Origin of the sequence: Pseudomonas sp. (assembly GCF_030698175.1) — a bacterium.
In the GTDB taxonomy this organism is placed as follows: Bacteria; Pseudomonadota; Gammaproteobacteria; order Pseudomonadales; family Pseudomonadaceae; genus Aquipseudomonas.
In genome coordinates this window covers 24360-49810 of record NZ_JAUYNT010000006.1, presented here as the reverse complement: position 1 = coordinate 49810, position 25451 = coordinate 24360, and the positions used below count along the sequence as shown (strand labels likewise).

Below are 25451 nucleotides of genomic sequence, written 5' to 3'. Positions count from 1 at the left end.
GGATAACCCTGTGGGTTAACCTTGGGTAACTTGGGCTAACCCGCATGGTCGCTGGGGTTGCTGTTTTTCAACCATTCGTCGCCGCTGACCAGGTTTTTTAACGACGCTTTGCAGATGCTGAAGACTTCTCAAGCCAACACTATATGTTGTGTTTTATTTGCGCTTTGGCATGCACTGTGCAGAACGTAGTGGGTTGCTACAATGCGCGCCGTTTCGGCAGTCGCTTAGGGAGGTCGTGTGGAGCAGCAGTCTGGGCAAATACTCATAGTTGAAGATGACCAGCGCCTCGCCGAGTTGACCCGCGAATACCTGGCCAGCAACGGCTTGGCGGTCGCCATCGAAGCGGATGGGGCAAAAGCTGCGGCGCGGATTCTACGCGAACAGCCGGCGTTAGTGATCCTTGATTTGATGCTGCCGGGCGAAGACGGCCTGTCGATTTGCCGCACCTTGCGTAGCCAGCAGTATCGCGGCGCGATTTTGATGCTCACCGCACTGGCCGATGACATGGACCAGGTGTTGGGGCTGGAGCTGGGCGCCGACGACTACGTGTGCAAGCCGGTGCGCCCCCGTTTGCTGCTGGCGCGGGTGCATGCCTTGTTGCGCCGGCACCCGACCAGCGCCCAGGCCGAGGCTGCGGCGCCTGAGGCTTTGCACTTTGGTCCGCTGCAGATCGACCACGCCCGCCGTGAGGCCAGCTTGCATGAAGTCAGCATTGAGCTGACCAGCGCCGAGTTCGATTTACTCTGGCTGCTGGCGGCCAACAGCGGGCGGATACTCTCCAGGGAAGAGATTTTTACCGCCCTGCGCGGGATCGGCTATGACGGCCTGGATCGCTCCATCGATGTGCGCATCTCGCGGATCCGACCGAAAATCGGCGACGACCCGGAGCATCCAAAAGTGATCAAAACCGTGCGCGGCAAAGGCTATCTGTTTGTCGCCCAGGCGGCGCAGGCGCTGTGAATTCCATCTTCCTGCGCATCTATGGCGGCATGCTGGCGGCCTTGGTGCTGGTGGCGCTGCTCGGCGTGGCGGCCTTGCACCTGGTCAATCAGGTGCGCGGTGACGAGTACCGCGAGCGCCTGGCCCAGGGCACCTTCCGGCTGATGGCCGACAACCTCAAACCGCAGAACGAATCGGCGCGGCGCAGCAGCCTCAGCCAGTTGCAAAGCTTGCTGGGGATTCCCCTGCAGTTGCAGGGCCTGACCGAGCAGCCGCTGGACCACGCGGCGCGCATCCGCTTGCTGGCCGGGCAAGTGTTGGTGCGCCAGAGCGGCGCCCATGCGGCGAAGATTTACAGCCTGGTCAGCGCCGCGCCGGAGTTGGTGCTGATCGGTGAGGTGCGCCAGGTCAGCGAGCAACTGGCGCGGGCTACCGTGTATTTGCTCAGCGATGAACTGCTGCGTTATCCGGTGGCCGAGCAGCCGCTGCGGTTGGCCGAGCTGAAACGCAGCAAGCAGTTTGGCTTCCCGCTGCAGCTGCTCGCTATCGGCCAGACCCCGCTGGATGAGGACCAGCGCCGGCGGGTCGAGGAGGGCGATACGGTGATGACGCTGGGCCAGGACGGCGATGCGGTGCATATCTTTGCCGGCTTGTTGCAAAGCCCCTGGGTGCTGGAAATTGGTCCGCTGTCGCTGATGAACCCGGCGCCGCCGCAGCTGTTGGTGCTGATTGGCCTGCTCGGCTTGAGCCTGATCGGCCTGATCGTCTATCTGCTGGTGCGCCAGTTGGAACGCCGTTTGCGCGGGCTGGAAGGCGCCGCCACGCGGATTGCCGCCGGCAGCCTGAGTGCCCGCGCCCCGGCTGGCGGCGCCGATTCGGTCGGGCGGCTGGCGACGGCGTTCAATAATATGGCCATGCAACTGCAACAACTGTTAACCATCCAGCGCGAGATGGTCCGCGCCGTGTCCCACGAGCTGCGCACCCCGGTGGCACGCCTGCGTTTTGGTCTGGAGATGCTCGGCGATGCGCAAAGCGCAGCGGCGCGGCGCAAATACCAGGACGGCATGGACAACGACATTCAAGAACTCGACCGCCTGGTGGACGAGATGCTCACCTATGCGCGCCTGGAACAAGGCGCACCGCCGCTGCAGTTTCAGCTGGTCGATCTGGATGCCTTGCTCGATCAGGTGCTGACCGAGCAAGCCCTGCTGCGCCCAGGTGTGCGGTTGGAATGCGGCACGCCGCCTGGGGCAACGCCGGCGCTGGTGGAGGGCGAGTTACGCTACCTGCACCGGGCGCTGCAAAACCTGGTGACCAATGCCATGCGCCATGCCGAGGGACGGGTGCGGATCAGCTATCAGTTGGGTCCCGAGTATTGCCGGCTGGAAGTTGAGGATGACGGCCCAGGCGTGCCTGAGGCCGAGTGGGAGCGGCTGTTCACCCCGTTTTTGCGCCTGGATGACAGCCGCACCCGCGCCTCGGGTGGCCACGGGCTGGGTTTGTCGATAGTGCGACGGATTATTCACTGGCACGCCGGCCGCGCCCTGATCGCCACCAGCGACAGCCTCGGTGGGGCGCGCTTTAGCCTGGTTTGGCCGCTGCGCCAGACATTAACTGGCGATGCTCACCAGGCTTAACACCCGTTCACCCAACTGTACGAACTGACCGTTACAACGGCTGCCGGCCGGCCACTCGGGGCCGAGCCCGCGCAGCAGTTGCAGCTCGGCAAAGCCTGCCGGGTCGTAGCCGAGCAGCTCGGCATCCTGGAAATAAAACTGCTGGCGCACCAGCGGGTAGAGCGCCTTGAACAGGCTTTCTTTCAGCGAGAAGGTCAGGCTCACCAACCAAGCCTGTTGCTCGACGGGCAGTTGCGCTAGGCGCTGCAGTTCTGCTGGGGTGAGGATGCTGGCTTGCAAACGCTGCGCCCGCGCCGGGCTTAGCAGCCGCTCAATATCCAGGCCCAGGCCGCGCCAATCGGCCTGCCGACCAACCACCGCACCGGCCCAGCCGTCGCCGTGGCTGATGGAACCGACCACCCCGCTTGGCCAGCAGGGCGCCCGATCGGCGCCGACTGCCGGCACTGTGGCGTCGCCGGTGAGTTGTTGCAGCGCCTGGCGAGCGCACAGGCGGCCGGCCAAAAACTCGTTTTGGCGCTTGGCGACGCCCTTGGGTTGGTCGATCCCAGCGAGTTGAAAATCCGCCGCCTGCAGCAACAGCGGATCAAATTCGCAGCTCAGTAACTGACAGCCGGCCATCAGCTGTGGCAAGGGCCAGTGATCTTGCAGCGGGCTGCAGCAGGCGGGGTGGTAAGGGGCTGGATTCATGGCGCTAGTGTGCCGTGTGGTGGATCGCCCGGCCAGTCTCAGGTGGCGTTTACAGTTCATTTCTGAGGGGCTTTAGCCGCGACCAACGGGGCCAAATGGCAGGCTAATTCAGGGCTTACCTTACTCTGGAGCGCAAAATGCATCGCGGATAAATCCGCTCCTACACAACCTCGGCACCGGCAATAATCTCATCGGCTGGCCAACCCTGTAGGAGCGGATTTATCCGCGATTGGTCGGCACAGACAGCACAAATCGCGGCTAAAGCCCCTCCTGCCAAGAGCTAGAGGCGTCACCTGCGTTTAGCTCAGCCTTCGGCATTGGCCCGGTAGGCGCCGGGGGTCAGGCCGGTCCATTTTTTGAACGCGCGGTGAAAAGCCGAGGGTTCGGAGAAGCCCAGCTGTTCGGCGATGTCCTGGATCGACAGCTCACAACGGGCCAGGTGGTAAATCGCCAGATCCCGGCGCAGGTGATCCTTTAATTCCTGAAAACTCGAGCCTTCTTCGCTCAGGTGCCGACGCAGGGTTTGTGGGCTCATGTGCAGCTGGCGGGCCACGGCTTCCAAGTCTGGCCAATTGCTGCAGTCGCGGCCCAGTTGCCGGCGGATCTGGCTGATCAAGCTGTCGCCACCGTCCGGGCGGGCCAGCAGATCGGCCGGCGAGTGCAGCAAGAACTGTTTGAGGGTGCGCTCATCCTGCAGCAGCGGCATGTCCAAGTAGCGCGCCTGAAACAACAGGCTGGTGCTGCCGGCGGCAAAGCGTCGGCTGCAGGGGAACAGTCGTTGGTATTCGCTGCTGTGGGCGGGTTCCGGGTAGGCGAAGGTGGCTTCTTCCAGGCGGATGCGTTGGCCGATCAGCCAGCTGCCGAGGCGGTGCCAGATCACCAGCAGGCTCTCGACCAGAAAGTGGTCGGGGTCCCAGAGCATGGAGTCGTCCACGGTCAGCCGCGCCCAGTCGCCTTCGCGGCTGAGCTGGATGCTCGGTGCATCCGGGAACAGGCGGTAGAACAGGCTGCCACGCAGCAGGGCTTTCTCCAGCGAGCGGCAATGGATGATGGCGTAGCACATCATGGCGAAGGTGCCGCGCTTGCTGCGTTGGCGGCCAAAGCCCATGTACTCGTCGTCCAGCGCCTCCCAGAGCAGCTGCATCAGCTTGGCAAATTGCTCGGGGGCCAGGCGCGCGCGCGGCTCATCCAGCAGCGCCGGCTGGATATTCAACTGGCGCAGCAGGGCGCTGCGGTCGTGGCCCTGACGCTCGGCGCCACGCAAGGCGGCGCGGACGAAATGGCTGGCAACGGTGCGTTCGCGCATGGGCTGTCTCGGCAAAAAAACTCGCCGATGGTAGGCCGGCGCAGCGGATGGCGACAAGCGCTGACTGCTTAGTCCACGTCGTCGAGGGTATCGTCGCTCAGGCTCAAACCATGTTTGCGCAATTTGTCGTGCAGGGTTTTGCGCGGCACGCCCAGGGCCTCGGCCAGGCTGCGCAGGGAGTTGTGCGGGCGCGCCAGTTCGGCGGCGATCATCGCGCGCTCGAAGGCATCGACTTGCTGGCTGAGCCCGCCGCTCAGGTTGCCGAGAGCCAGCGTCGGTTGGCCTAGGGGTTGTTCCAGACCCAGCTCTAAGCCGAGGGCGAAGCGTTGGGCGGCATTTTGCAGCTCGCGCACATTGCCCGGCCAGCTGTGGCGTAACATCTCGGCGCGCAGGGCCGGTGGCAGCTCGCGCGCCGATAAGCCATGGCGGCTGCTGGCCGCCTCGGCGTAGTGCTGAAACAGCAGCAGGGCGTCTTCGCCACGTTCGCGCAGCGGCGGAATGCGCAGCGGCGTGACGTTCAGCCGGTAATACAGGTCCGCGCGAAAGCGTCCCTGGTCGGCAGCGCCACGCAGGTCTTCCTTGCTGGCGGCGATGATGCGGATATCCAGCGGGATCAGCTGATTGCCGCCCATACGCTCGACCACCCGCTCTTGTAGCAGACGCAGCAGTTTGACCTGCACATCCAGGCTCATGCTTTCGATTTCATCAAGAAACAGGGTGCCACCGTTGGCGAACTCAAACTTGCCGATGCGACGTTTTTGCGCGCCGGTAAAGGCCCCGGCTTCGTGGCCGAACAGCTCGCTCTCGACCACCGACTCGGCCAGGGCGCCGGCATTGATGGCGACGAAAGGCCCGTTGCGACGGCTGGAGTGGTCGTGCAGGGCGCGGGCGACCACCTCCTTGCCGGCGCCGGTTTCGCCGAGAATCAGCACGTCGGTGTCGATTGCCGCCAGGGCGCCGAGCTGTTCGCGCAGCCGTTGCATGGCCGGCGACTGGCCGAGCAGGCGGGCGCTGAGTTGCTGACGGTCGGCCAGGGCTAGGCGCAGGCTGCGGTTCTCCAGTTGCAGTTGGCGCATGGCCAGGGCGCGGCGCACGCTGGCCAGTAGGTCGTCGCTGGGGAAGGGTTTTTCCAGAAAGTCGAAGGCGCCGGCGCGCATTGCCTGCACCGCCATGGGCACGTCGCCGTGGCCGGTGATCAAGATCACCGGCAGTTGCGGGTCTTGCTGGTGCAACTGTTCGAGCAACTGCAGGCCGTCAATCCCGGGCATGCGAATATCGCTGACCACCACGCCGGGCCAGTCGGCGCCAATCCGTTCGGCCAAGCCACGGGCATCGGCCAGGCTGCTGACCTTGAACCCGGCCAAGTCCAGGGTCTGGCTCAGGGCCTGGCGCAGGTGCGGGTCGTCGTCGATCAACAGCACCTGGCTGTGCTCCAGCGGTTTGGCGGCAGTGCTCATGGCGTACTCGGCAGGCTAAGGTCTTCGGTGGATTGGCCGCTGCTGCCGCTGGCGGCATGCTGCAGATAGAGGGTCAATACGGCGCCGCCGGCGGGGTGATTGGCCAGGGACAATTTACCGCCCAGGGCGCTGATCAAGTTGTCGCAGATGGCCAGGCCCAGGCCCAAGCCTTGGGCGTTGGTCTTGGTGGTGAAGAAGGGTTCGCGGGCGCGGCTCAGGGCCTCGGTGCTAAAGCCCGGGCCGCTGTCGCGGATATAGAGTTTGACCCCTTCACTGTTTTGCTCGCTGGTCAGCCAGATGCGCCGTGGCGGTGCGGTGGCGCTCAGGGCGTCGAGGGCATTGGCGAGCAGAATCCCCAGCACCTGGCGCAGGCGGGTTTCGCCGGCCTGCACCCAGAGCGGCGCCTCGGGCAAGTCGCGCAGCAACTCCACCTCCATGCTGCGCCGGCGTTTGGCCAGCAGCGCCAGGGCGTCGTCGAGGGCCGGCTGCAGGGCCACGCTTTCCGGGGCATGGCGGTCGCGGCGGGCGAAGGCGCGCAGGTGGGAAATGATCGAGGCCATGCGGCTGGTCAGCTCGCTGATCAGCTTGAGGTTGCTGCGGGTTTCCTCGATGCGTTGCTGGTCGAGCAATACGTTGGCGTTGTCGGCGTAGCTGCGAATCGCCGCCAGGGGCTGATTGAGTTCGTGGCTGATGCTCGCCGACATGGTGCCCAGGGCCGACAGCTTGCCGGCCTGCAGCAGTTCATCCTGGGTGCGCAGCAGTTCTTGCTGGGCCTGCTCGCGCTCCAGGACTTCCTCTTTCAAACGGTTGTTGAGGTTTTGCAGGTCTTGGGTGCGGTGCTGCACGCGGGTTTCCAACTCGTTACGGGTGTGCGCCGCCAAGGCGATCCGTTGCAGGTAATAACGCCGCCGTTGTAGCAGCAGGCCGAGCAGCAACAGCAGCACCGATAGGCTGGCGGCGGCAATGTACAGGACCTTTTGCACCGCACCGCTGACCAGTGTGCGGGGCGCGAGAATGCTGACGTTCCAGTCGGTTTCTGTAAGTGTGCGGCTTTGCCTTAGCCATTGCGTGGCGTCCAGTTGCAGCGGCGGCGGTTGCTGGGTCGGGTAGGGCTGGTCGCGGGCGATTTGTTGCTGGCTCTGGGGGCTGAGGGGGCGACTGGCGCGAAACCTCCAGTCGGGGTGGGAGGTGAGAATCACCACGCCATTACTGTCGGTCACCAGCAGGCGTTCGGGGGTTTTGCCCCACAGGGTTTCGGTGTCATCCAGATTGATTTTGATCACCAGCACGCCAAGGATCTGCTTGCCCTCGCGGATGGCATTGGCGAAGTAGTAACCGCGTCTGCCGGAGGAAGTGCCCATGCCAAAAAAGCGTCCGGGCTTGCCGGCCATGGCATCGCGAAAGTACGGCCTGAAGGTGAAGTTGCGGCCGACAAAGCTGTCGCTCTGTTGCCAGTTGGAGGAGGCCAGGGTGGTGCCGTCGACCGCCATCAGGTAGATCACCGCCGCGCCGGTGTCCTGCGCCACCCGCTTGAGCAAGTGGTTGGCGCTGTTCAATCGCTGCGCATCGGTTGGTGCGCTCAGGGCCGCGCGCAGCCCCGGCAGATCGCCGAGCAGGGCCGGCAGCACCTCGTAGCGACGCAGGGTGCCGAGCAGGCTGGCGACATACAGGTCGAGGGTCTGGTGGTTGCGTTCGAGCAGCTGCTCACGGTAGTAGCGCTCGGCCAATTGCTGCACCGGCCAGAGCAGCGGCAACAGCAGCAGTGCCAGTAGCAACAGGCTGCGCCAGCGCGGTCGGCGCTTGGTTTTCGGCGGCGTTACTGGGGTCACGTAATGCCTCCTGAATGGTTTTTGCCGGTTATTGGCTGGGCACTGACGTGCAACGAAGCGTCTGCCAGTCAGTGGCACAGGGCCTACGTCCAACCCATAAATAAGGCTATGTACTCGTTAGTGGTGGCTTCGCTTTTGTAGGGTGTGTTAGCCGCGTAGCGGCGTAACGCACCAACGGATACGGCGAAACCCAAATAGGAATCCGGTTAATCGTCGCAAAAATGGTGGGTTACGCCTGCGGCTAACCACACCCTACGAAGCAAAAGCACTTTCAACCGCTAACGCGTACAGATCCATAAATATAGGCTCTGGCCGACGCTTAAGTCGCGGTTCTTGAACGATGTTAGGCCCAGCGGCGGCGCGCCCACAAGTCGGTTGGCGCGGCCGCGCTCGGGCGGCTGGGCGGCGGGTCTCGGTGTTTGGCGGATAGCCGCCTAGGGCTTGGCGGCTATCCGCCAGAACAGTCCGGGTTATGGCGAGTGATTATTTATAAGTATTTGTATTTAAAGGATTTAATTTTATTTAAGGGGCTGGCATAGGGCTTGCGATAGGTCTAGCAAGCTGGCGTTAAACGCGAGTGAAAAATAAATCTCTCCAGGCTCAGGAGAGTTAGCGCTGCGTTGGCGCAGGCATCGATGGATGGTGCTGTGCGCTCTTTTGAGGAACCTGCCATGACCCGCAAACCCTTCTACAGAAGTCTGTACGTGCAAGTGCTGGTGGCCATCGCTCTGGGCGTTGCCATTGGCCATTTCTATCCGCAAGCCGGGGTGGCGTTGAAGCCGCTCGGTGATGGTTTCGTCAAGCTGATCAAGATGGCCATCGCGCCGATTATCTTCTGCACCGTGGTCAGCGGCATCGCCGGCATGCAAAACATGAAGGCGGTCGGCAAGACCGGCGGCCTGGCGCTGTTGTATTTCGAAGTGGTGTCCAGCGTGGCACTGGTGATCGGTTTGCTAGTGGTCAATATCGCCCAGCCGGGTGCCGGCATGCACGTGGATGTGGCGACCCTCAACACCGCCGGCATCGCGGCTTACACCCAGGCCGGCGCGCAGCAGAGCACCATCGGCTTTTTCCTCAACATTATCCCGAGCACCGTGGTTGGCGCCTTCGCCACCGGCGACATTTTGCAGGTGCTGATGTTCTCGCTGATGTTCGGTTTTGCCCTGCACCGTATGGGTGACTACGGCCGCCCGGTGTTGGAATTTATCGACCGGATCGCCCAGGTGATGTTCAACATCATCGGCATGATCATGAAGGTCGCGCCGTTGGGTGCCTTCGGTGCCATGGCCTTTACCATCGGCCAGTATGGCGTCGGTTCCCTGGTGCAACTGGGCCAGTTGATGCTGTGCTTCTATATCACCTGCATCCTGTTTGTACTGGTGGTGCTGGGCGGCATTGCCCGGGCTCATGGCTTCAGCATCCTGCGGTTTATCCGTTATATCCGCGAAGAGTTGATGATTGTGCTGGGCACCTCGTCGTCCGAGTCGGCTTTGCCGAACATGCTGCGCAAGATGGAAAAGCTCGGTTGCGACAAGTCGGTGGTCGGCTTGGTGATTCCCACCGGCTACTCCTTCAACCTCGACGGTACTTCTATTTACCTGACCATGGCCGCAGTGTTTATCGCCCAAGCCACCGACACGCCCATGGGCTTGGTCGACCAGATGACCTTGTTGGCGGTGTTGCTGATCGCCTCCAAAGGCGCGGCGGGGGTGACCGGCAGCGGCTTTATCGTGCTGGCGGCGACCCTCTCGGCAGTCGGCACTTTGCCGGTGGCCGGTCTGGCGCTGATTTTGGGCATCGACCGCTTCATGTCCGAAGCCCGTGCCCTGACCAATCTGATCGGCAATGGCGTAGCCACTGTGGTGGTCGCTAAGTGGTGCAAGCAGTTGGACGAAGACACGCTGCAAACCGAGTTGGGCAACGGCCCGGCGCCGGTGAGTGTGCCCCAGGCGACTCGCAGCTTGGCTTGAAGCTGAAGCCGGTTTAAGCAGCCCGTCACCGCCTTTGCGGTGACGGGCTTTTTTGTGCCTGCAGTTTGATCGATTGGGTCAACCGCACCTGAGCATATGGGTCATTGAGCCTTGGCGGCCACGCCGCCTACTCTGCAGGGACGCCTCAACCCTGCCAGGAGCTGCCTTCCATGCAACGCATTCACTTCGAAACCGAACACAACATGTTCCGCGAATCGTTCCGCGCCTTTCTGCAAAAGGAAGTGGTGCCGCATCAAGACGCCTGGGAAGAGGCCGGGGTGGTCAGCCGCGAAGTGTGGAAGAAGGCCGGCGAGATGGGCTTTCTGCTGCCCTGGGCCGATGAGGAATACGGTGGCAGCGGCCTGAAGGATTTTCGCTACGAGCAGATCATGTGCGAGGAGTTGGCCAACATTAATGAGGCGGGCTTTATGTTGCCGCTGCACTCGGCGCTCTGCGGCCCCTATATCACCGAATACGGCAACCCCGAGCAGAAAGCGCGCTTCTTGCCGGGCATTATCAGCGGCGAGATCATCCTCGCCGTGGCCATGACCGAGCCGAGCGCCGGCTCAGACTTGGCCGGGATGCGCACCACGGCGGTGGACAAGGGCGATCACTATGAGCTGAACGGCTCCAAGGTGTTTATCTCCAACGGCATTCTGGCCGATCTGGTGATAGTCGCAGCCAAGACCGATCCGGCCAATAAGCACGCCATGGGGCTGTTTCTGGTGGAGCGCGGGATGGCCGGTTTCGAGCGTGGCACGCCGCTGAAAAAGCTCGGTATGAAGAGCCAGGACACCGCCGAACTGTTCTTCACTAACGTCAAAGTGCCGAAGACCAACGTGCTGGGCGACGCCAAGGGAGGCTTCTTCTACCTGATGAGCATGCTCGCCCAGGAACGCCTGACCAACGCCTGTGGCGCGGTTGGCGGCGCCGAGGCGGCGTTGCAGGTGACCATCGAGTACGTCAAGGAGCGCAAGGCCTTCGATCGGCCGATTTCGCACTTCCAGAACACCCGCTTCAAGCTGGCCGAGATGCGCACCCAGATCGACGTGGCCCAGGTGTTTGTCGACCGCTGCGTGATGGATCACAACCAGAAAAAACTCACCCCGGAAGTCGCCGCAGAGGCCAAACTCTTTACCACCGAACTGCTCGGCAAGGTGGTTGATGAGGGCGTGCAACTGCACGGCGGTTGGGGTTATATGTGGGAGTACCCGATCTGCAAGATGTACGCGAATGCGCGGATTCAACGGATCTTCGCCGGCACTTCGGAAATCATGAAAGAGATCATCAGCCGCGGCATGAAACTCTGATTGGCGCGGCCCTGACAATTCTTGCGACACCGCCACATAACAACAACAGGAGCGGGCATGAAAGTTCAACTGCCGTTACAACAGTTTGCCCATTGGCTGGCTGTGCAACCCGACGCGGTCTGGCTGCGTCAGCCGATTAATGGCCAGTGGCACGACTTGACCTGGCGTCAGGTCGATGACCAGGCCCGGCGTTTGGCCAGTGCCTTGCTGGCGCTGGGTTGCGCACCGGGTGATCGGGTGGCGCTGCTGTCGAAGAACTGCGCCGAGTGGTTTATCTGTGATCTGGCGATCATGATGGCCGGCCTGGTCAGTGTGCCGCTGTATCCGCTGCAAACCGCCGAGAGCATCGCCTATGTGCTGGACCATGCGCAGTGCAAGGTGATCCTGCTCGGTAAACTCGATGATGCCGACAAGCTGGAGGTTGGAATTGGCCCGCAGCTGACCCGCATTGCCTTGCCGTACCCGACCTTGGCCTGCGCCCATGACTGGCACGCTTTATTGGCCATGCACGAGCCGCTGCAAACGGCGGCAGAGCAGCAGCCCGAGCAATTGCTAACGCTGGTGTATACCTCTGGCACCACCGGCAATCCCAAAGGGGTGATGCTTTCGGTGCACGCCATGGCATTTACTGCGGCTAACGCCTGCGCGGAAATGCACATGAGCCCGCAGGACAGGTTCTTCTCTTTTCTGCCGCTGTCCCATGTGGCCGAGCGCTTTATGGTCGAGTTCAACAGCCTGTATTGCGGCGCGCCGGTGGCCTTTGTCGAGTCGATGGAGACCTTTGCCAGCGATCTGCGCCACGTGCGGCCAACGGTGTTTTTCGCCGTGCCACGACTGTGGACGCGCTTTCAGCAAGGAGTGCTGGAGAAGCTGCCACAGGCAAAACTGACGCGGCTGCTGCGTATCCCGCTGTTGGGCTGGCTGGTGGCGCGCAAAATCCGTCGCGGCCTGGGCCTGGATCAGGCGCGCATCATGATCTCCGGCGCCGCGGCGATTTCCCGCGGGCTGCTCGACTGGTATCAAGCTATCGGCCTGACCCTCTGTGAAGGTTACGGGATGAGCGAAAACGTCGCCTATGGCTGCTTCAATCGGCCCGGGCAAGTGCGTTTTGGTACCGTGGGCCGGGCGATGCGCGGGCTGGAGGTGCGCATCGCCGAGAGTGGCGAGATCCTGTTTCGCAGCCCGACCCTGATGCTCGGTTATTACCTGGAACCGGAGAAAACCGCCGAAGCGCTACAGGACGGCTGGCTGCACACCGGCGACAAGGGCGAGCTGGACAGCGATGGCTACTTGCGCATCACCGGGCGGGTTAAAGACATCTTTAAAACCACTAAAGGCAAGTACGTGGCGCCGGCGCCGATTGAGGGGGAGATTGCCAAGAACAGTCACGTCGAACAGGTCTGCTTGATGGGCAGCAATCTCGATCAGCCGTTGGCGCTGATCGAACTGTCACCGGCAGCGCGGTTGCTACCCGCTGGTCAAGTTGGCGCCGATTTGCAGGCGACCCTGGCGCACCTCAATACCCAACTGCAACCCCACGAGCGGATCAGCCATTTTGTTTTGGTGCGCGAGCCCTGGACAGTGGACAACGGCTGCATGACGCCGACCATGAAAATTCGCCGCAATGTGCTGGAAGCGCGCTACGCCGCATTAGTCGCCGCGCTGCCGGCGCGTCAGCCGCTGTATTGGGAAACCTGAAAGGAAGCCTGTTGATGCAAGGTCCGCTGTCATCGCTAAAAGTGCTGGATTTCTCCACTCTGTTGCCGGGGCCTTTTGCCTCTTTATTGCTGGCTGACAATATGCTGGCCGAGGATGTGCTGCCGGCGCGTCAATCCCGGTATTGGCAAACCTGAAAGGAAGTGTATTGATGCAAGGTCCGTTGTCTTCGCTGAAAGTGCTGGATTTCTCCACCCTGCTGCCGGGGCCTTTTGCCTCTTTGCTGCTGGCTGATATGGGTGCCGAGGTGCTGCGCATCGAGTCGCCAACCCGGATGGATTTGGTGCGGGTGTTGCCGCCCTTTGATGCGGGTGTGTCGGCCAGTCACGCTTACCTCAATCGCAATAAGCGTGGCATGGCCCTGGACCTCAAACAGCCAGCGGCGGTGGAGTTGGTCAAGCAGCTGGTTGCCGACTACGACATCGTGCTGGAGCAATTTCGCCCAGGCGTGATGGAGCGCCTGGGGCTGGGTTACGCCGCGCTTAAGGCGATCAATCCACGGCTGATTTATGTGTCGATCACCGGCTATGGCCAGACCGGCCCGTACAAGGACCGCGCCGGCCACGACATCAACTACCTGGCCCTGACTGGCATCGCCAGCTATACCGGGCGCCGCGACACTGGGCCTTTGCCACTGGGGATTCAGGCCGCCGACATCGCCGGAGGCTCTTTGCACGGGGTGATGGGGCTACTGGCGGCGGTCATCCAGCGCCAGGTGACGGGCGAGGGGCAGTATGTGGATGTGAGCATGAGCGACTGCGCTTTTAGCCTGCACGCCATGGCCGGTGCCGGTTATCTGGCCTGCGGGGTGGAACCTGATATGGAGAACCAGGCGCTGAATGGCGGCAGTTTTTACGATTACTACCGCACCCGTGATGGCCGCTGGTTCTCGGTCGGTAGCCTGGAACCGCAGTTTATGCAGCAGTTCTGCGCCGCCATTGGCCGACCGGAATTGGCCAGCCGTGGCCTGTCGCCCAAGCCTGAAGAGCAACAGGCGCTCAAGCGCGACATTCAGCTGGAGTTCGAGCAGCGCGACTTTGCCGACTGGCGCGAAGTGTTTGCCGCGCTGGACGCTTGCGTCGAGCCGCTGCTGGGGCTGGCGGAGGCGGTTGAGCATCCGCAGATACTGGCCCGCGAGATGCTGGTCGAGGTGCCGCGGGTCGGTAAAGCCCCGCAACGGCAAATCGCCTGTCCGATCAAATTTTCCAGCGGTTTGCCCGCGCTCCGGCACATAGGTGCGCCCGTGGGGGCGCACACCGCCGAGGTGCTGGTGGAGCTGGGGTACAGCGCCGAGCAGATCGCCGACCTGCGCGCCAGCAAGGTGATCACTTAGCGGCTGCTTTCCGTCTGTGCCTATGCTAAAAAAGCGGCCCTGCAGGCATTGTGAAAGCGCAGTAGTTTTCACACTGCCTGCTACAACGCCGCTGTCGACAGAGAACAAGGAGCAACAAGCATGGGCAAGCATTCAGGAATGAGCACGGCGCTGGCGCTGCTATTGAGCGCGGGTATGGCCTGCGCCGAAGAACCGGCGGGCGAGACCAGCACCCTCAAGGAATCGGCCAAGGCTGCAGTGTCGTCGGCGATTTCTGCCGGCAAGAACCTGCTGGGCGGCGCCTCCGAAGGCGTCACCGAAGGCCGCGAGTCGGCCCAGGGCGCCGATGGCGCGTTGATCATTTCCCAGCTCGAGCAACTGGACGGCAAGGTCGAGGTGAAACTGCTGAAAGTCGAAGCCGTCGAAGGAAACCTCAGCGCCTTGCTCGGTTTTAAAAACCTCACCGACAAGCCCGTACGCCTGATCAACCTCTGGCAAAACGGCGCGCTGCTGGCCATCGATCAGGACGACTACTCCAGCAGTCTGATTCCCGGCATCGATAATCCCGACGAAGTCACAGTGCCACCGAAGACCGGTGTGCGGCAGAAGTTCGTGTTCCAGGGGCCGGTGGAAGGGCCGAAATCGCTGCGGTTGTGGGGTAAGGATTTCAGCGTCGTTAAATAAGCGAGAGGGTTTATGGTCACTTGTTATCTGCGCTATGTCCTCGACCCAAACAAGCTCAAGGAATTCGAGCACTACGGAAAACTGTGGATCGCTCTGGTCGCGCGCTTTGGCGGCCAGCACCACGGCTACTTTCTGCCATCCGAAGGCGCCAACAATATCGCCCTGGCGCTATTCACTTTTCCCAGCCTGGCCACCTACGAACAATACCGCCACGACTCCATGCAAGACCCCGAATGCCAGGCGGCCTTTCAGTACGCCCAGGACACTCAGTGCATTCTCAGCTATGAGCGCAGTTTCTTTCGGCCGGTATTCGAATAGGCGCTGCAGCGCTAGGGCATGCCGCTGCTTTTGCTACTCTTTGCGCTGCTCGCCGCTGTATATCAGCGTCGCTTTGCAGCTGCGGCAGTAGTAGCGGCGCCCTTTGCGCACCAGGGTGTGGCGCTGGGCGGAGAAGGGGAAGTCGCGGCCCGGGCAGGCGCAGCTGTAGACGTAGCGGGTTGCGCTGCGGCGCTCTACGGCATAGTTGTGGCAACGATGGGGCGGCAGTTCGTAGACGCCGCGCATGATCAGCTGCCACTCCTCACCGTGGGCTTGAATTCGTGGGCCAAACAGCTGATGGGCGACCAGATGGGCCACTTCGTGGGCGACCGTCTGTTTGAGGAAGTCTGCGTGGTTGGCTTGATACAGCTGCGGGTTAAACCGCAGCAGGTTTTCGTCGAGGTGCGCCACCCCGGCTTTTTGCCCGCGTAATTTAAAGCTGACGGTCGGCCGGTTGAAGCTGCGCTTAAAAAATGCCTCGGCTTGCTGATAGCAAGTTTCAATCCGCTGGTTGAGTTGTTCTGGCATGCATGGCTCCGGTGAATCCGCCAATTATGCCCAAGCCGGTCAAAAGCAGCAGCCAGAAAACGACGAAGCCGCTCTATGAGCGGCTTCGTTATTCGTGCAACAAGCCTCAGCTAGTTCTCAATTGGTATAGATCAACTGGTGTAGACCGGGCCTATACCGATGCCCCAGAGAATTACCGACAGCGCCATCATCGACACCAGTACCACCAGGCCTACGGCCAGTACTGAGCTGGAGAACAGAAAACCTTCTTCGGCCGGAATACTCATAAAGGTCGGAATACCCACATAGAGCAGGTAAACCGTGTAACAGATGGCCGCCGTGCCGACGAACATCGCCAGCCACAGGTTAGGGTAGAGCGCCGCCAAGCCGCCGATAAACAGGGGGGTGGCGGTGTACGCCGAGAACACCACGCTTTGCGCCATGCTTGGCGCTGCGTCATAGGTGCGCGCCATCCAGTGCACTACCGCGGCCATTACGGCAACCCCCGCCAGCATAGCCAGGTAAGACATGATGGTCATCTGTAAGGCGCTGGCTTGCGTGAGCATGACCGGCGCCCCATTGCCGATGGTCCAGCCGACTTTGGTGGTGCCGATAAAGGCCGAAACTGCCGGGATGGCTGCCAACAGCAGCACGTGGGTAAGGTACATGTGGCTGATGCTTTCTTCGTCGCCACGAATTTCTTGCCATTCCTCATCGGGATGGGTGAAAAGTCCCCAGACGTGATGGATCATGCAGCACCTCCTATTATTATTGCGATCACCCCGGCAAGCGCCCGCTGCGCATGGGTAGCGCCAGCGGGTGCGTAGGCCGATTCAATGCGACCGTATGTCGCAGTATAGACAGAGGTTTGCCCCCGTGCGGCTCAGCGCGTTAGAGCAAATTTGATCGTGAAACTCATCTGTAATAGCGCTGAAGTATTTCAAACGCCAAATTGATCGATTGCAGTCGGCCGGTGTTGCCACCCCGATCGGGGTGATGTTGGCTGACCAACTGTCGATAGCGGTGCTTGATGCGGGCCAGATCAAGCATTGGTTGGCCGCTTAGCTCGAACAACTCGAGGGCTGCGCGCTGCTCGTCACCGCCCTGCAGGCGGCTCCAGAAGCTGGCGAGCAGTTGCTCTACGTCGCAGGCTCTGGTGCTGTGCAGGTGCTGCAGGTCGAGGTAGTAGTCGCGTAGCGGGTCATGCTCGGCTAGCTCGGCGCTGCCGGCTTGGTAGGGCAGTAATTGGCAGCACAGTGGGCTGATCTGCAGGTGCGCGCTGCGCGCCTGCCAGAGTCGCTCGCGCAAAAGGTAGAGCGCGTTGAAAATCAGAAAGTGGGTCTGAAACAACGCCAGTTGCGGGTCGCTCGCCAGGTTGTCGAAATGCGCCGACTGCTGTTGTCTGAGTTGCTGGATCAGCTGGTATTCGCTACAGCCGTCACTGGCGGCTTGTAATAGCGCCAAGAGCTGTTCGGCAAGATCTGTGGGGGACTGGATGTCAGGAGTCATGGGCTGAGATTAGCACGGCGTTTTGCGCGATTGCGGTGCTGGGGTGTGCCGGGCTTTATGGGTAAAATGCCGGACTTTATTACGACTCCTGCGGATTTTAGCGCGCCATGAGCAGCCTTTCGGTCAATCAAAACAAACTGCAGAAACGTCTACGCCGCCTAGCCGGCGAGGCGGTCACCGATTTCAAAATGATTGAGGACGGTGACAAGGTGATGGTCTGTCTGTCGGGCGGCAAAGACAGTTACTGCATGCTCGATATATTGCTGCACCTGCAAAAGGTCGCACCGATCAAGTTCGAGATAGTCGCGGTCAATATGGATCAGAAGCAGCCGGGCTTTCCTGAACATGTGCTGCCGGCGTACTTGGAGTCCGTCGGGGTGGCCTATCACATCATCGAAAAAGACACCTATTCGGTGGTCAAAGAGATGATCCCTGAGGGCAAGACCACTTGCTCGCTGTGCTCGCGTTTGCGCCGTGGCACGCTCTACACCTACGCCGATGAAATTGGCGCGACCAAGATGGCCCTGGGGCATCACCGCGACGACATTCTGGAAACCTTTTTCCTCAATATGTTTTACGGCGGCACGCTCAAGGCCATGCCGCCTAAGTTGCTCTCGGACGATGGTCGCAACGTGGTGATCCGGCCCCTGGCCTACTGCAAAGAGGTCGACATCGAGGAATATGCCCAGCTCAAAGAATTCCCGATCATCCCGTGCAACCTCTGTGGCTCGCAGGAGAACCTGCAGCGCCAGGTCGTCAAAGAGATGCTGCAAGAGTGGGAGCGCAAGACGCCGGGGCGCACCGACATCATGTTTCGTGCTTTGCAGCACGTTGCGCCGTCGCAATTGGCTGATCGTGACCTGTTTGACTTCGCCAGCCTGCGTATCGATGCAAGCGCCACCCCGCGCTTTGTCGATTTACTCAATATCTGAGTGAGCGCAGCGCTCTGCGCTTCTTCTATATATAGCTGCGAGGGACGCGGATGCGCGACTACAAATGGTTGCATGAGTATTGCCTGAACCGTTTTGGTTCGACCGCAGCGCTTGAAGCGTACTTGCCGCTGCCCAAGGCTGCTGAAGAGTTGCGCCAGATCAGCGATGACCGTTACCTGTCGCTGATCGCCCTGCGGGTGTTTCGCGCCGGGTTAAAGCACAGTCTGGTCGATGCCAAGTGGCCGGCGTTCGAGACGGCGTTTTTCGGCTTCGCTCCGGAAAAAGTCGTGCTGATGGGCGCCGAACATCTGGAACGACTGATGCAAAACGCCCAGTTGATTCGCCATCTCGGCAAGCTCAAGAGCGTGCCCCGTAACGCGCAGATGGTGCTGGATGTGGCGCGTGAATACGGCAGTTTTGGCGCGCTGATTGCCGACTGGCCGGTGACCGACAGCGTTGGGCTGTGGAAGTACTTGGCCAAGCACGGCACCCATCTGGGTGGACTGTCGGCGCCGCGCTTGCTGCGCATGATGGGCAAAGACACCTTTATACCTTCCGACGATGTGGTCGCCGCCCTCAAGGCCCAGCAGATCATCGACAAAGCCCCTAGTAGCCAAAAAGACCTGGCGGCCGTGCAGGCAGCGTTTAATCAGTGGCACGCGCAAAGCGGGCGGCCTATGTGTCAGCTGTCGGTAATGCTGGCGCACACGGTTAATCATTGAGTGGCGACTGAGGGCGACTGAGGGCGCTTGAGGCAGCTGGTCCGATGCTGAACTGACGAACGGTGTTAAAGGGGCGAGTGGGTCGAAAATTGAACCAAGTGTTCAGTTTTGTTACCGCTCGCTATGCACCGCAATTAACCGCTTTAAGGTTTTTTAGCCGGTGTTGAAATTGCCAGCGACGCAGCAATTTAAGTGCCGGCCCTTAGAGCGCTAGCCGATGGCTATAAGTCACACTAGGGCTAATTAAATTTGCATATAAGGGCAGTGGAAGGCATATTCGGGCCCTTCAAATAAATACAGACACGGCCGTGCCCATGCTCAATCGCTTCGCACCTCTCGTTCCGTTGGCCTTTGCCGCCCTCTTGTCTGCCTGTGCAGGCCATGTTGTGCAGCCGCAAATCGCTCAGCAGCCGGCCTCTTTGCCGCTGGCTGAGCCTAGTCGTGAACAGGTTAGCGAGCTGACCGACGAAACCCCTTATCAGCTGCCGATCTTGGCTGACAGCATTCTCGATCGTGGTTTCGAATTGGTTGGCACGCGCTATCGTGCCGGCGGCACCTCGACCAAGACCGGTTTCGACTGCAGCGGTTTTGTTGGCTATCTGTTTCGCGAGGAGGCCGGTATCCAATTGCCGCGCTCCACCCGTGAAATGATCAATCTGGATGCGCCGCTGGTCTCGCGTAATGAGTTGGAGCCCGGCGATATCGTGTTTTTCAATAACCGTGGCCGTGGCCGCGTGAGCCATGCCGGTATCTATATCGGCGATGACCAGTTCATTCACTCCTCCAGCAGTCGCAGTGGCGGCGTGCGGGTCGATAGCATGGATGATCGTTACTGGCGCTCCAGCTTTATGGAAGCCAAGCGGGTGTTGGCCCAAGCTCCGGCGCAGTCGCAGCATAGCCCGCTGCATCGCTGAGTCGTTATCGCGCCCTGAGCCTTGCATCAGGGCTTGCGGCGCGGCAGAGTAGGGCGCATTCAGCCACGGGATCGCCCTAATATGACTCTCTTGTCCCGCCTCGCGCTTGTCCTCGTGACTGCCCTACTGACCGCGTGCGTCAGTCATCCGCCACCAAATCCTGTAACTCAAGCTCCGGTCGAACATTTTTCGGCGTCTGCCGATGACGTGCTGTTGCGCGCCATAGGTTTGGTCGGCACGCCCTATGTGTATGGCGGCAACACCCCGCAAAGTGGTTTTGATTGCAGTGGTTTGATCGGTTATGTCTACCGCGATGCGGCCGGCATTGTGCTGCCGCGCTCGACCCGTGAGCTGCTGGCCATGCCGGTGCCGAGCATCCGCCGCGAGGCGTTACAGACCGGCGACCTGGTATTTTTTGCCACCAGTGGCGGCGGCAAGGTCAGTCATGCTGGTATTTATGTCGGTGATGGGCGTTTTGTGCATGCCCCTTCCAGTGGCGGTACAGTGCGGCTGGAGAGCTTGTCGACGGCCTATTGGCAAAAGAGTTATCTGAATGCCAAGCGCGTTCTCGACGCTAATCAGCTGGCGGCGCAGGCTTGGCCAGGGGGCAGTTAGGCGGCGATTTTGAGCGCTTAAGCAGGAATGTAGGCGACCGGTAGGTCGCCTATTTTTTTGTCTGTCATAGGCGTGAAATCCTCGACTAAGACCATGGTCGAATGGTTTGAATGCGCCAGTGGGGCTAAAAAATAGCCATGAATAACAACAACACCCCCGTCGAGGTAAAAGCCATGAGTGCCGCTTCCCTGTATCCCGTGCGTCCCGAAATGGCCGCCCAGTCATTGACCGACGAAGCTACCTATAAATCCATGTACCAGCAGTCGGTGATTAATCCTGACGGCTTCTGGCGTGAGCAGGCCAAGCGACTGGACTGGATCACGCCCTTCACCAAGGTCAAGCAGACCTCGTTCGACGATCACCATGTCGACATCAAATGGTTTGCCGACGGCACCTTGAACGTCTCGGCCAACTGCCTCGACCGGCACTTAGCGGAGCGTGGCGAGCAAATTGCAATTATCTGGGAGGGCGACGATCCGGCCGATCATCAAGAAATCACCTATCGCCAACTGCATGAGCAGGTGTGCAAATTTGCCAACGCCTTGCGCGGTCAGGACGTGCATCGCGGCGACGTGGTGACCATCTATATGCCGATGATTCCCGAGGCGGTAGTGGCCATGCTGGCCTGTACCCGGATCGGTGCTATTCACTCGGTGGTGTTCGGTGGTTTCTCGCCAGAGGCGCTGGCGGGGCGGATTATCGACTGCCGGTCGAAGCTAGTGATCACCGCCGATGAGGGCGTGCGCGGCGGCAAGAAGACCCCGCTGAAGGCCAATGTGGATGACGCCCTGGCCAATCCAGAAACCAATAGTGTGCAGAAGGTCATCGTGGTGCGCCGCACCGGCGGCGAGATCAAGTGGCACCCCCATCGCGACGTTTGGTTTGAGGACCTGATGAAGGTGGCCGGCAGCGTTTGTGCGCCAAAAGAAATGGGCGCCGAAGACCCGCTGTTTATCCTCTACACCTCCGGCTCCACCGGAAAACCCAAGGGCGTGCTGCACACCACCGGTGGTTATTTGCTGTATGCGGCGCTGACCCATGAGCGGGTGTTCGACTACAAGCCCGGCGAAGTCTATTGGTGCACCGCCGATGTGGGCTGGGTCACCGGCCACAGCTATATCGTCTACGGGCCGCTGGCCAATGGCGCCACCACCCTGCTGTTTGAAGGGGTGCCGAACTACCCGGACATGACCCGCGTGGCGAAGATCGTCGACAAGCACCAGGTCAGCATCCTCTACACCGCGCCAACGGCGATCCGCGCCATGATGGCCCAAGGCAAGGCCGCCATGCAGGGCGCCGATGGCTCCAGCTTGCGCCTGCTGGGTTCGGTCGGTGAGCCGATCAATCCAGAGGCTTGGCAGTGGTATTACCAAGAGGTGGGTAAGTCGCGCTGCCCGATTGTCGATACCTGGTGGCAGACCGAAACCGGCGGCGTGATGATTAGCCCGCTGCCGGGTGCCACGGCGCTTAAACCGGGCTCGGCGACTCGGCCATTCTTCGGCGTGCAGCCGGCGTTGGTGGACAATCTGGGCAACCTGATTGAAGGGGCCGCCGAAGGTAATCTGGTGATTATCGATTCATGGCCGGGTCAGGCGCGCAGCCTGTATGGCGACCATGATCGCTTCGTCGATACCTACTTCAAGACCTTCAAGGGCATGTACTTCACCGGTGACGGCGCCCGGCGTGACGAGGACGGCTACTACTGGATCACCGGTCGCGTCGATGATGTGCTGAACGTGTCTGGCCACCGCATGGGCACTGCCGAAATCGAGAGCGCCATGGTTGCCCACCCCAAGGTCGCCGAGGCTGCTGTGGTCGGTATGCCCCACGACATCAAGGGGCAGGGTATCTATGTGTATGTCACCCTGAACGATGGTGAAGAGCCTTGCGAGCAGTTGCGTCAGGAGTTGAAGAATTGGGTGCGCAAGGAGATCGGTCCGATCGCCTCGCCGGACGTGATCCAGTGGGCTCCGGGTTTGCCCAAGACTCGCTCGGGTAAGATCATGCGCCGTATCCTGCGCAAGATCGCCGTGGCCGAGTACGACACTCTTGGCGACATCTCCACGCTGGCCGACCCTGGCGTGGTGCAGCACCTAGTTGAGACCCATCGCAGCATGCAAGCGGCCTGATTGAGGTCCTTATTAGGCCCCGACACAGTCACAAGCTGTGTCGGGGCCTAATTGTTTCTGTTATGGGTAAAGAAACTAGTGCAATTAAAATCGGCCTTTTTGCTGATGACTTGTGCGTGTTCGGCGGGCCTGTGTAGCACCAAAGGTAACCTTTGTCGGTAGCAGGCTGCTCGCTGATGGGGCGTTTTGGAGCGCTTTGGACTATTTGTGCGCTGTGATGATTGGCTGTAAGTGGCGTTATAGATGGGTTTTGCGATTATTGGCGTGGTTTTTGCTTTTATCATAGGTTAGAAAATCTTTCTTGCGCTGCATGTTATGCGGCGCATGTCAATCCGCCCGCACTGCCGGGCAAGCTGTTGTGTAACTAGTTGTCGCATTGAAGAAATATCGGCCTTAGGCCTGTCGCTAGAATGCAGCACGCGCAGATCCTGCCGTTGCGCAACTTCGGCGCACGGCAAATACAGCGACTGTTTCTACACTCAATGCACGCATATGCCGGGCGTTTGGATTTCTGCCATCTGTGGCTAATTACACTTGAAGGAGTCTCACGATGAAGAACATTGCACTTCTCGGCGCCTTGGCGCTGTCGCTGTTGTCGTCGTTGGCGCAGGCCGATGAAGCCAAGCCACTGCGCATTGGCATCGAGGCGGCCTACCCACCCTTTGCGATGAAAACCCCCGAAGGTGCTATCACCGGTTTTGACTACGACATGGGCAATGCCCTGTGTGCCGAAATGCAGGTCAAGTGCGTGTGGATCGAGCAAGAGTTCGACGGCCTGATCCCAGCCCTGAAAGTGCGTAAGTTCGATGCGGTGTTGTCGTCGATGAACATCACCGAAGAGCGGCTGAAGTCGGTGGATTTCAGCAAGAAATACTACAACTCGCCGGCGCGTTTGGTGATGAAGGCCGGCACCGAGGTCAAGGATCCGTTGGTTGATCTCAAGGGCAAAAAAGTCGGTGTGCAGCGCGCCTCGATCTACGATCGCTACGCCACTGAAGTGTTCGCGCCAGCCGGTATAGAAGTGGTGCGTTACGGCTCGCAGAACGAGATATTTCTCGATCTGACCTCCGGTCGAGTCGACACCACCCTGGCCGATGCGGTCAATATCGACGATGGTTTCCTCAAGACCGACGCTGGTAAAGGTTTTGCTCTGGTAGGGCCGACTGTTAGCGATCCGAAATACTTTGGCGAAGGTGCAGGTATCGCCGTGCGCAAGGGTGATAAGGCCCTGGCAGACAAATTCAGCGCAGCCATTGCCGCCATTCGCGCCAACGGTAAGTACCAGGCAGTGCAGGGCAAGTACTTCCAGTTCGACATCTACGGCGACTGAATTTACAGCTCAGGCGTTTTCCTGAAAGTGGCACAAACTTCTGTCTGCGGTTGTGCCACTTTTTCGTTGTGGCGGTGTTGCCCGCGTTGTTAGGGCGTACCGCCTGAGGAGCTAAACCATGCTTAACGGCTATGGCTCGACCATTCTTGAAGGTGCTTGGCTGACCTTGGCGCTGGCCTTGTCGTCGATGACCCTGGCCTGCGCGCTGGGGCTACTCGGCGCTGCGTTTCGCCTGTCGCCGATTCGCTGGTTATCGTTGCTGGGTGAAACCTACGCCACGGTGATTCGCGGAATTCCCGATCTGGTGTTGATTCTGCTGATTTTCTACGGCGGTCAGGACCTGATCAACAGACTCGCACCGCTAGTCGGCTATGACGAGTACATCGATATCAATCCCTTTGTCGCCGGTGTTGGCACCTTGGGGTTTATCTTTGGTGCCTATTTGTCGGAGACCTTTCGTGGCGCTTTTATGTCGATTCCGCAAGGGCAGGGCGAGGCCGGTGCGGCGTACGGCATGAGCGGGATGCAGGTGTTTTTCCGTATTCTGGTGCCGCAGATGATTCGCCTGGCGATTCCTGGCTTTACCAATAACTGGCTGGTGCTGACCAAGGCCACCGCGCTGATCTCGGTGGTCGGTCTGCAGGACATGATGTTTCGGGCCAAGAGTGCGGCCGATGCGACCCATCAGCCCTTTACGTTTTTTCTCGCGGTGGCGGCGCTGTATCTGCTGCTAACCAGTGTTTCGTTGCTGGCGCTGCGCGCCTTGGAGCAGCGTTACTCTGCGGGTATCAAGACGGTGGAGCTGTGATGCGGGGGGCTAAAGCGTGATTTTTGACTTTTCGGTGATCTGGGCCAATTTGCCGCTGTACCTGGGTGGCGTATTGGTAACCCTGAAGATTTTGCTGATTTCCCTTGGTTTGGGCTTGTTGTTGGCCATTCCGCTGGGGTTGATGCGGGTGTCCAAGCAGCCCTGGGTGAATTTCCCAGCCTGGCTTTACACCTATGTGATTCGTGGCACGCCGATGTTGGTGCAGCTGTTTTTGATCTATTACGGTCTGGCTCAGTTTGAGGCGGTGCGCGCCAGTGTGTTGTGGCCGTACCTGTCGAACGCCACCTTCTGCGCTTGTCTGGCCTTTGCGATTAACACCAGCGCCTACAGCGCGGAGATTCTTGCCGGCAGTCTGAAGACTATTCCGCCGGGTGAAATCGAGGCCGCCAAGGCCGTGGGCATGTCGCGGTCCAAGCTGTACCGGCGGATTTTATTGCCCTCGGCATTGCGCCGGGCGCTACCGCAGTACAGTAACGAGGTAATCATGATGCTGCACACCACCAGCCTGGCCTCGATCGTGACTCTGATCGATATCACCGGCGCGGCGCGCACCATCAGCTCGCAGTACTACTTGCCGTTTGAGGCGTTTATTACCGCTGGCGCCTTTTACCTGTGCCTGACCTTTATTTTGGTGCGCCTGTTCAAGCTGGCTGAGCACCGTTGGTTGGCCTACTTGGCGCCGCGTAAGCACTAGCAGGCCGTTGAAAACTACTGCGCTAGGCTATGCAGCGTTGAAACCGGCCTCAAAATGCTCATTTACAACACGTAAACTGCGCTTTTTCGGCCGATTTCGCCTTGC

Annotated in this window: 23 protein-coding genes and 1 pseudogene; 17 read left to right on the top strand and 7 right to left on the bottom strand. The window is 60.4% G+C overall.

Annotated elements, in window-relative coordinates; genetic code table 11:
• Window positions 1–237 precede the first annotated feature (237 nt).
• Window positions 238–960 carry a winged helix-turn-helix domain-containing protein gene (locus Q8R10_RS03050; protein WP_305650904.1) on the top strand — a complete coding sequence of 241 codons (723 nt, stop codon included), beginning with the start codon at window positions 238–240 and terminating at the stop codon, window positions 958–960.
• Entirely contained in the window at window positions 957–2576 is a 1620-nt protein-coding gene (locus Q8R10_RS03045) for an ATP-binding protein (protein ID WP_305650903.1), read from the top strand. Before Q8R10_RS03050 ends, Q8R10_RS03045 begins: the two co-directional genes overlap by 4 nt.
• Here Q8R10_RS03045 and Q8R10_RS03040 read toward each other — a convergent pair.
• The 4 genes from Q8R10_RS03040 to Q8R10_RS03025 form a co-directional block, all read right to left on the bottom strand.
• Window positions 2550–3263 (bottom strand): 4'-phosphopantetheinyl transferase, encoded by a 714-nt coding sequence (locus tag Q8R10_RS03040; RefSeq protein WP_305650901.1) that lies wholly within the window; start codon window positions 3261–3263, stop codon window positions 2550–2552. The genes Q8R10_RS03045 and Q8R10_RS03040 overlap by 27 nt on opposite strands.
• Window positions 3264–3567: 304 nt before the next feature.
• Complete coding sequence (locus Q8R10_RS03035) at window positions 3568–4569, bottom strand: AraC family transcriptional regulator (protein WP_305650899.1); 1002 nt, start codon at window positions 4567–4569, stop codon at window positions 3568–3570.
• A gap of 68 nt (window positions 4570–4637) precedes the next feature.
• Window positions 4638–6026 (bottom strand): sigma-54 dependent transcriptional regulator, encoded by a 1389-nt coding sequence (locus tag Q8R10_RS03030; protein WP_305650897.1) that lies wholly within the window; start codon window positions 6024–6026, stop codon window positions 4638–4640.
• Window positions 6023–7855 (bottom strand): ATP-binding protein, encoded by a 1833-nt coding sequence (locus Q8R10_RS03025; protein ID WP_305650896.1) that lies wholly within the window; start codon window positions 7853–7855, stop codon window positions 6023–6025. The genes Q8R10_RS03030 and Q8R10_RS03025 overlap by 4 nt, the downstream gene beginning before the upstream one ends.
• A 671-nt stretch (window positions 7856–8526) precedes the next feature.
• On the opposite strand from Q8R10_RS03025, the gene Q8R10_RS03020 reads away from it, so the two are divergent.
• From Q8R10_RS03020 to Q8R10_RS02990, 7 genes and pseudogenes are all read left to right on the top strand, one after another.
• Entirely contained in the window at window positions 8527–9825 is a 1299-nt protein-coding gene (locus Q8R10_RS03020) for a dicarboxylate/amino acid:cation symporter (RefSeq protein ID WP_305650894.1), read from the top strand.
• Window positions 9826–9995: 170 nt separating this feature from the next.
• The gene (locus Q8R10_RS03015; protein ID WP_305650892.1) at window positions 9996–11135 is read left to right on the top strand and encodes an acyl-CoA dehydrogenase family protein; all 1140 of its coding nucleotides are present in this window, start codon (window positions 9996–9998) and stop codon (window positions 11133–11135) included.
• A 57-nt stretch (window positions 11136–11192) separates the two neighbouring features.
• Window positions 11193–12833, top strand: a complete 1641-nt coding sequence (locus Q8R10_RS03010; protein ID WP_305650891.1) for an AMP-binding protein — start codon at window positions 11193–11195, stop codon at window positions 12831–12833.
• 14 nt (window positions 12834–12847) lie between these two features.
• Window positions 12848–12928 (top strand): annotated as a pseudogene (locus tag Q8R10_RS20800) (hypothetical protein); the annotation flags it as partial.
• A gap of 74 nt (window positions 12929–13002) precedes the next feature.
• Window positions 13003–14184, top strand: a complete 1182-nt coding sequence (locus Q8R10_RS03000; RefSeq protein WP_305650888.1) for a CaiB/BaiF CoA-transferase family protein — start codon at window positions 13003–13005, stop codon at window positions 14182–14184.
• Between the two features lie 120 nt (window positions 14185–14304).
• Complete coding sequence (locus tag Q8R10_RS02995) at window positions 14305–14847, top strand: hypothetical protein (protein ID WP_305650886.1); 543 nt, start codon at window positions 14305–14307, stop codon at window positions 14845–14847.
• A gap of 12 nt (window positions 14848–14859) precedes the next feature.
• Window positions 14860–15165: an NIPSNAP family protein gene (locus Q8R10_RS02990; protein WP_305650884.1), complete on the top strand. Its 306-nt coding sequence runs from the start codon at window positions 14860–14862 to the stop codon at window positions 15163–15165.
• Window positions 15166–15198: 33 nt separating this feature from the next.
• On the opposite strand, the gene Q8R10_RS02985 is transcribed toward Q8R10_RS02990, so the two are convergent.
• The 3 genes from Q8R10_RS02985 to Q8R10_RS02975 form a co-directional block, all read right to left on the bottom strand.
• Window positions 15199–15693 carry a SprT family zinc-dependent metalloprotease gene (locus tag Q8R10_RS02985; RefSeq protein WP_305650882.1) on the bottom strand — a complete coding sequence of 165 codons (495 nt, stop codon included), beginning with the start codon at window positions 15691–15693 and terminating at the stop codon, window positions 15199–15201.
• A gap of 131 nt (window positions 15694–15824) precedes the next feature.
• Window positions 15825–16424 carry a Yip1 family protein gene (locus Q8R10_RS02980; protein WP_305650880.1) on the bottom strand — a complete coding sequence of 200 codons (600 nt, stop codon included), beginning with the start codon at window positions 16422–16424 and terminating at the stop codon, window positions 15825–15827.
• Between the two features lie 163 nt (window positions 16425–16587).
• Window positions 16588–17181: a DNA-J related domain-containing protein gene (locus Q8R10_RS02975; RefSeq protein ID WP_305650879.1), complete on the bottom strand. Its 594-nt coding sequence runs from the start codon at window positions 17179–17181 to the stop codon at window positions 16588–16590.
• Between the two features lie 107 nt (window positions 17182–17288).
• Between Q8R10_RS02975 and ttcA the strand changes: the two genes are divergently transcribed.
• The 8 genes from ttcA (at window position 17289) to Q8R10_RS02935 (ending at window position 25346) form a co-directional block, all read left to right on the top strand.
• Window positions 17289–18113 carry a tRNA 2-thiocytidine(32) synthetase TtcA gene (gene ttcA, locus Q8R10_RS02970; protein WP_305650878.1) on the top strand — a complete coding sequence of 275 codons (825 nt, stop codon included), beginning with the start codon at window positions 17289–17291 and terminating at the stop codon, window positions 18111–18113.
• Window positions 18114–18163: 50 nt separating this feature from the next.
• Entirely contained in the window at window positions 18164–18835 is a 672-nt protein-coding gene (locus Q8R10_RS02965) for a DNA-3-methyladenine glycosylase I (RefSeq protein WP_305650877.1), read from the top strand.
• Window positions 18836–19149: 314 nt separating this feature from the next.
• The gene (locus Q8R10_RS02960) at window positions 19150–19749 is read left to right on the top strand and encodes a C40 family peptidase (RefSeq protein ID WP_305650875.1); all 600 of its coding nucleotides are present in this window, start codon (window positions 19150–19152) and stop codon (window positions 19747–19749) included.
• An 81-nt stretch (window positions 19750–19830) separates the two neighbouring features.
• Window positions 19831–20364, top strand: a complete 534-nt coding sequence (locus tag Q8R10_RS02955; RefSeq protein WP_305650873.1) for a C40 family peptidase — start codon at window positions 19831–19833, stop codon at window positions 20362–20364.
• Window positions 20365–20537: 173 nt separating this feature from the next.
• On the top strand, window positions 20538–22493 hold the full coding sequence (gene acs / locus Q8R10_RS02950) for an acetate--CoA ligase (RefSeq protein WP_305650871.1): 1956 nt from the start codon (window positions 20538–20540) through the stop codon (window positions 22491–22493).
• A gap of 550 nt (window positions 22494–23043) precedes the next feature.
• The gene (locus Q8R10_RS02945) at window positions 23044–23823 is read left to right on the top strand and encodes an ABC transporter substrate-binding protein (protein WP_305650868.1); all 780 of its coding nucleotides are present in this window, start codon (window positions 23044–23046) and stop codon (window positions 23821–23823) included.
• A gap of 118 nt (window positions 23824–23941) precedes the next feature.
• On the top strand, window positions 23942–24631 hold the full coding sequence (locus Q8R10_RS02940; RefSeq protein WP_305650866.1) for an ABC transporter permease: 690 nt from the start codon (window positions 23942–23944) through the stop codon (window positions 24629–24631).
• 16 nt (window positions 24632–24647) lie between these two features.
• Complete coding sequence (locus Q8R10_RS02935; protein WP_305650864.1) at window positions 24648–25346, top strand: ABC transporter permease; 699 nt, start codon at window positions 24648–24650, stop codon at window positions 25344–25346.
• Window positions 25347–25451: the final 105 nt, after the last annotated feature.